Raw genomic sequence first — 5,729 nt, forward strand, 5'->3', positions numbered from 1 at the left:
CGGTCGAACCGACCCCCTCTGGCCGCTTCGCGGCCATTTCCCCTCGAGGGGGAGATTATCCGGTGCTACACCAATCCCCGCTTCACCATCATCGCTTCGGGCGACGGCATCTTGCCGCGGAAGGCGGTGTAGAGTTCTTCCGGATCCTTCGAACCGCCGGCGGCGTAGATGTTCTTGCGCAGCCGTTCGGCGAGCGACGGGTTGAAGGGGTCTCCGGTTTCCTCAAAGGCAGCGAAGGCATCGGCGTCGAGCACTTCCGACCACATGTAGGAATAATAGCCGGCCGAATAGCCGTCGCCGGAGAAGACGTGGCCGAAATGCGGGGTGCGGTGACGCATGGCTATGGTGTCCGGCATGTGCAGCTCTGCAAGCGTTTCGGTTTCGAAACGAAGTGGTACTTCAGGCGCATCCGGCCGTGCGTGATAAGCCATGTCCATCAGCGCGGATGCGGTGAACTCTACTGTTGCAAAGCCAGCGCCAAAAGTCCGCGCGGCCAGCATCTTGTCGAGCAGCGCCTTGGGCATCGGCTTGCCGGTCTTGACGTGCAGCGCGTGTCTTTCCAGCACCGCCGGCACGGTCAGCCAGTGCTCGTAGAGCTGCGAGGGCAATTCGACGAAATCGCGGCTGACCGAGGTGCCGGCTACCGACGGCCAGGTGACGTCGGTCAGCATGCCGTGCAGCGCGTGGCCGAACTCGTGGAACAGCGTCTTCGCCTCGTCGACCGACAGCAGCGCGGGCTCGCCGGCCGGCGGCTTGGCGAAGTTCATGATGTTGTAGATCACCGGGCTCGCACCGTGGCCGAGCCTGTAGCCGGACTGCAGCGCGCTCATCCAGGCGCCGGAGCGCTTCGAGGGCCGGGCGAAATAATCGGCGAGGAACAGGCCGCGCTCGCTGCCGTCGGCATTTTTCACCACGAAGACGCGGGCGTCGGGGTGCCAGGCAGCGATGCCCTTCTTCTCCTCGAAGGTGATGCCGAACAGCCGTGTCGCCACATCGAAGCAAGCGTCGATGATGCGGTCGAGCTGCAAATAGGGCTTCAGTTCCGCCTCGTCGAAGGCGAATTTTTCCGCGCGCAGTTTCTCCTGGTAGAAACGCCAGTCCCAGGCAGCAAATTTTTCGTTGCTGCCGGCCTCCGTCGCCAGCCGTTGCAATTCGATCTGGTCGCTTGCTGCCTTCTCCAGCGCCTTTTCCCACACCGGATCGAGCAGCGCGTGCACGGCCTTCGGCGTCTTGGCCATGGTGTCATCGAGCTTCAGCGCGGCGAAGGAGGCGTAGCCGAGCAGCTTTGCCTTCTCGGCGCGCAGGCGCAGCATGTCGCGCACCACGTTCGTGTTGTCGGTGGCGCCGCCATTCTGGCCGCGCATGGTGAAAGCGCGGAAGGCGATCTCGCGCAGATCGCGGCGCTCGGAGAAGGTCGAGAACGGCTCGTAGATCGAGCGCGACAGGGTGACGGCGTAGCGGCCCTTCTGGCCGCGTATCTCGGCGGCTTCGGCCATCGAGCTTTTCACGAAGTCCGGCAGGCCGGCAAGGTCGGCCTCATCGAGGAACAGTGCCCAGTCGCTCTCGTCGGCCAGCACATTCTGGCCGAAGCTGGTACCGAGCGAGGACAATTCCTCGCTGATCTTGGCCAGCCGCTTCTTGCCGTCGGCATCGAGTTTGGCGCCGGAGCGGACAAAACCCTTCCAGGTCTTTTCCAGGACCCGCAGGGTCTCTGCGTCGAGCTTCAGGCTCTCGCGGCGCTGGTAGAGATCGTCGATGCGGGCAAACAGCCGCTCATTCATCGAAATCGCCGAGAAATGCCTGGACATTTTCGGCGAGATGTCGCGCTCCAGCGCTTGGATCGTCTCGTTGGTGTAGGCGCCGGCGCGGCACCAGAAGATCGACGAGACGCGATCGAGCGCTTCGCCGCCGAGTTCCAGCGCGGCAAGCGTGTTCTCGATGGTCGGCGCATCCTTGTTGCCGGCGATCGCCTCGATCTCGGCCTCGTGCGCCTTCAGCGCCGCGTCGAAGACCGGGGAAAAGTCGCCATCGCCAATGCGCGTGAAATCGGGCAGGCCGAGCGGCCCTTGCCACGCGGTCAGCGGATGGGCGGCGAGGTCGACGGCTTTCGTGGAAGGCATGGACAGTCTTTCGATCGTTGACGGGGAGAGGTTTGGTCGTCCCCGATGTAGGGCGAGGCCTCGCAAGGCGCAACGGCTCGGCCCTCAAGATGGCGTCAGAAGCCGTCGCACGTCTCGGCGATTGCCGCTTGCGAACTGGCGGTGATGCGGTCGTCGGTCACCGCGAAAGTCTCATGCATGAGCTTGTCATTGTTGGGAAAGTCGTAGCAGGCGACCACGGTGGTGACCCCGCCTTCGCTCTTTTCGATCCGATGCCGGATCGCTGCGCCCGCAACCGCACCTTTCCATTCGTCCATCGAGGCGATGAATTCCTGCTTGCTTTGCACGATGCCGAGGTCGTCCAGCTTGATGCGGACATCATCGGCGAGCAGGTCGGACAGTTCGGTGCGGTCGGCGACCAGCAGCGCCGAATACCAGCGGCTGATGAGGGCACGATCATCGGCGCGGGCGGCAATAATCGCTATCAGCAGCGCGGCCGCCGTCAAAGCGGCCGACCTGATGTTCACCACCTTGCGCGCCGCTGTGTTCATCCCAGCTCCGGCCGTTCGAAATCGCCGGTTTCCTTGTTCATCGTCCAGAGTTCGCCGGTCGAGATATCGAACCAGGCCCCATGCAGCGACAGTCGCCCCTTGCCCTCGAGAATCGAGACGCAGGGAAAGGTTCTGAGGTTGGCGATGGAATAGCGGATCGAGATGCGCTCCAGCGCGGTCTGGCGCTCCGACGCGGTCATGAAGGTGCTGGAGGAGACGGTTTCGGCCGCCGGCGCGATCAGGCTCATCCACTTGCCGATGAAGTCGCCCGGCGAAAGCGGCGCGGAATTGGTGTCGAGCGCTGCACGGATGCCGCCACAGCGGCCATGGCCCATGACGACGATGTTCTTGACCTTGAGGCTCTGTACGGCGAATTCAAGCGCCGCCGAGGTCGAATGGAACTCGCCGTCGGGAGCATAGGGCGGCACCAGATTGCCGACATTGCGCAGCACGAAGAGTTCGCCGGGCCCGGCATCGAAGATCGCCTCGGGCGCCGAACGCGAATCGCAGCAGGCGACGATCATCGTCTCCGGCGCCTGGCCTTCGCGAGCGAGATCGCGATAGCGCCCGCTCTCTGTGAGATAGCGGCCATTCATGAAATTGCGGTAGCCGGCGAGAAGATGTTCAGGGAGATGGGACATGGGCGGCGTCTGGAGCCTTTCCGGGTTGGATGCGGCAGCTCGTTGCGGTCTAGAGAGGCTCTAGCGGCAAAAGCCGGTCGCGAGCAATGCAGAATTATGAGGGCTGGCTAGAAATGCCATGCATCGAGCGCAACCTTGGCCAACAGCGTTACGCCCAGATGGCGACAGGAATGCCAAAGCTGTCGCGGCCCGGCGGGTCGGGCAGCGGCCGTGCCTCACCGCTGGCGATGCGACCGGCGATCAGCGTCATCGCGGCCGCGTCGAGGAAGTCATCGGCGGCTGCGCCGCGCGGCGGCGGCTGGTCGAGAAAGCCCGTCTCATAGCCATGCCGGCAAAGCAGAGCCTTGCGTTCCGCCATGCCGGCCGGATTGATGCTGCCCTTTATCTTCTTCGGCAGTTGCATGGCCTGATCGCCGTTCAAGCGGCAGAAAGCGACTTCCGGATGCGATTCGAACACGCGGCCGCGCAAATCGGGTCGCGCGATCAGCAGGGCGTCGATCTCGCGGATCTTGGCAAAAATGCCGAAGGCCTGGATCGAGACGCCGCGCGGCGGGTCGGATGTGGTCAGGGCCACCTCGCTTGCCCTGATGTGCGCGGCATACCAGGCTTCGATGGTGGTGAAATCATTGGTCTCCGCATAGAGCGCGGCGCGGGAGGGGATCGAGAAGACGCTGGATTGGCGTGCCCCGAGCAGCGGCCGCACCAGCGCTTCGGGGCCGCGCCCGCCCTTGCCCGACAAGTCGGGCAGGCCGATCGGCATGTCGACAGCGATGACAGCGTCTTCGGGAAGCGATGCGAGCAGGGCGGTGAAGGTTGCAAAGACACCGACCGACGGTGCCATGCCAAAAGCGCGCCGGACGGCGATCCAGCCGGCCTTGCAGCCGTCGACGCCGACAAGCACGGTCTCAGTCGACGTCACGCCCGGCGGCCCCGCCCCGGATGCGTGAGGTGGCGAAGCTGGACCATCGCCATCGGATGCGACAGGCTCTGCGAATCGGTTTCGAGCTGCAGTTCGTCGCCGCCGCGCTTGGCGGTGCGCGCCAGGATCTCGTAGACCGCCGCCGTCGTCGATTGCAGCGCCTTGACCGGCGGCTGGCCGGACAGGATACGTGCCAGATAGACGGCCGCCGTCAGATCGCCCAGGCCATTCGGCGGCTTGTCGATCAGGCGATGTTCGGCGAGCAGCGCCTGGCTGCTATCGAGCAGCAGATTGCCGGTGCCGCCCGTCATCATCGACGGCGCAGAGGTGACCAGCATGGTCGATGGTCCGGCGTGGAGCGCCGCCGCGATCGCCGATTTCAGGTCGGGCAACGCGGCGCCGGCCATCCATTCCAGTTCGTAGCGGTTGGGGGTGGCTATGTCGGCGATCGGCATCAGCCGGTCGCGCATGGCGATGGCTGTCGGCTCGGGCACGTAGAGGCCGCCCGAATCACCCATCACCGGATCGCAGATATAGACGGCGCCGGGTGTCCTTCCCTTTACCGCGGCGACCAGCGAGGCGACGGCCTCGGCCTGGCCGGCCTCGCCGAGATAGCCGGACAACACGGCGCCGACTTCACCCAGCCATGGCGCCCGCTCGAGATCGGCCATCAGCGCCTTGAACTGGTCGAGCGGCGGTACGATCCGCGTTGCCCGTCCATGCCCGGGATGCCAGGGCAGGATGACGGTCGGCACCGCCCAGACCGGGAACCCCAGGGTCTCCAGCGCAAACACGGCGGCACGGTTGCCGACCGAGCCGCGCGCGACATGGCTGGAAATGACGATGACCGCACGCGGCGCGTCGGTTTGTTCGGCGCTCATTGTCGTTTGATTCCTAACTGCCCCGGATGACGTAAAGCACGAGCCAGGCCATCAGGCCCAGCGCCAGCAGCAGGCCCAGCGTGCGGCCAAAGCGGGTGCCCCAGACTTCGATCGGATCGGCGCGATCGGCATCGGCCGCGGTGACGTGATCGCGCATGCCTTTCGCGGCCCGCCCCGCAAACGAGTCGCCCGCCGGATTCGTCTCGTGCGCGATGCGCTCGAGGATACGGCGCGATTCCTTCTCGCTGTCCTGGCGCTCCGCCATGATGATGTCCCGTTTTGCGGACCTTATCGCGTTCGTACGGCCAATCACAGACCCTTGCAGCGGCATTGGGCATGGCAGGCGAGGGGCTGCCGGCCCGGGCGGTTTTCTTGCGCGCTGATTGTGGTAATGCTTCGCGTGCAACTTCTACCGAGGGACCCCCATCATGTTTGCCCAGCGCCTTGCCTCGCCGTCCATTTTCCGCACGCTGCCCGCCTTCCTGATGATGGCGATCGTGCTGCCGCTGCTTGCCGGCTGCGGCTACAACACCATCCCCACAGCGGAAGAAAACGCCAGGGCGGCGTGGAGCGAGGTGCTGAACCAGTATCAGCGCCGCGCCGACCTCATCCCCAACCTGGTCGAGACGGTGAAGGGT

General features: G+C 64.9%; 7 protein-coding genes. 1 reads left to right on the forward strand and 6 read right to left on the reverse strand.

Features of this window, described 5'->3' with window-relative positions; all coding sequences use genetic code 11:
• Positions 1–65 precede the first annotated feature (65 nt).
• The 6 genes from EN750_RS15970 to EN750_RS15995 all read right to left on the reverse strand — a co-directional run bounded on the left by EN750_RS15970 (position 66) and on the right by EN750_RS15995 (position 5,356).
• Positions 66–2,120: a M3 family metallopeptidase gene (locus EN750_RS15970; protein ID WP_127396982.1), complete on the reverse strand. Its 2,055-nt coding sequence runs from the start codon at positions 2,118–2,120 to the stop codon at positions 66–68.
• 95 nt (positions 2,121–2,215) lie between these two features.
• Positions 2,216–2,650 carry a nuclear transport factor 2 family protein gene (locus EN750_RS15975; RefSeq protein ID WP_127269640.1) on the reverse strand — a complete coding sequence of 145 codons (435 nt, stop codon included), beginning with the start codon at positions 2,648–2,650 and terminating at the stop codon, positions 2,216–2,218.
• The gene (locus EN750_RS15980) at positions 2,647–3,291 is read right to left on the reverse strand and encodes a carbonic anhydrase (RefSeq protein ID WP_023811712.1); all 645 of its coding nucleotides are present in this window, start codon (positions 3,289–3,291) and stop codon (positions 2,647–2,649) included. The genes EN750_RS15975 and EN750_RS15980 overlap by 4 nt, the downstream gene beginning before the upstream one ends.
• Positions 3,292–3,439: 148 nt before the next feature.
• Positions 3,440–4,210 (reverse strand): DUF429 domain-containing protein, encoded by a 771-nt coding sequence (locus tag EN750_RS15985; protein WP_127396983.1) that lies wholly within the window; start codon positions 4,208–4,210, stop codon positions 3,440–3,442.
• Positions 4,207–5,091, reverse strand: a complete 885-nt coding sequence (gene pdxY, locus EN750_RS15990) for a pyridoxal kinase PdxY (RefSeq protein ID WP_127396984.1) — start codon at positions 5,089–5,091, stop codon at positions 4,207–4,209. The genes EN750_RS15985 and pdxY overlap by 4 nt, the downstream gene beginning before the upstream one ends.
• 13 nt (positions 5,092–5,104) lie before the next feature.
• The gene (locus EN750_RS15995; RefSeq protein WP_127396985.1) at positions 5,105–5,356 is read right to left on the reverse strand and encodes a hypothetical protein; all 252 of its coding nucleotides are present in this window, start codon (positions 5,354–5,356) and stop codon (positions 5,105–5,107) included.
• 163 nt (positions 5,357–5,519) lie between these two features.
• On the opposite strand from EN750_RS15995, the gene EN750_RS16000 reads away from it, so the two are divergent.
• A partial coding sequence (locus EN750_RS16000) for a LemA family protein (RefSeq protein ID WP_189526230.1) occupies positions 5,520–5,729 on the forward strand: 210 nt, incomplete at its 3' end.

It is taken from the genome of Mesorhizobium sp. M7A.F.Ca.ET.027.03.2.1 (assembly GCF_003999175.1).
Classification (GTDB): Bacteria; Pseudomonadota; Alphaproteobacteria; order Rhizobiales; family Rhizobiaceae; genus Mesorhizobium.

Excerpts from the sequence above, each read along its gene's own strand:
- EN750_RS15970 (WP_127396982.1), bottom strand. The coding sequence starts at position 2,120 with ATGCCTTCCACGAAAGCCGTCGACCTCGCCGCCCATCCGCTGACCGCG.
- EN750_RS15975 (WP_127269640.1), bottom strand. The coding sequence starts at position 2,650 with ATGAACACAGCGGCGCGCAAGGTGGTGAACATCAGGTCGGCCGCTTTG.
- EN750_RS15980 (WP_023811712.1), bottom strand. The coding sequence starts at position 3,291 with ATGTCCCATCTCCCTGAACATCTTCTCGCCGGCTACCGCAATTTCATG.
- pdxY (WP_127396984.1), bottom strand. The coding sequence starts at position 5,091 with ATGAGCGCCGAACAAACCGACGCGCCGCGTGCGGTCATCGTCATTTCC.
- EN750_RS15995 (WP_127396985.1), bottom strand. The coding sequence starts at position 5,356 with ATGGCGGAGCGCCAGGACAGCGAGAAGGAATCGCGCCGTATCCTCGAG.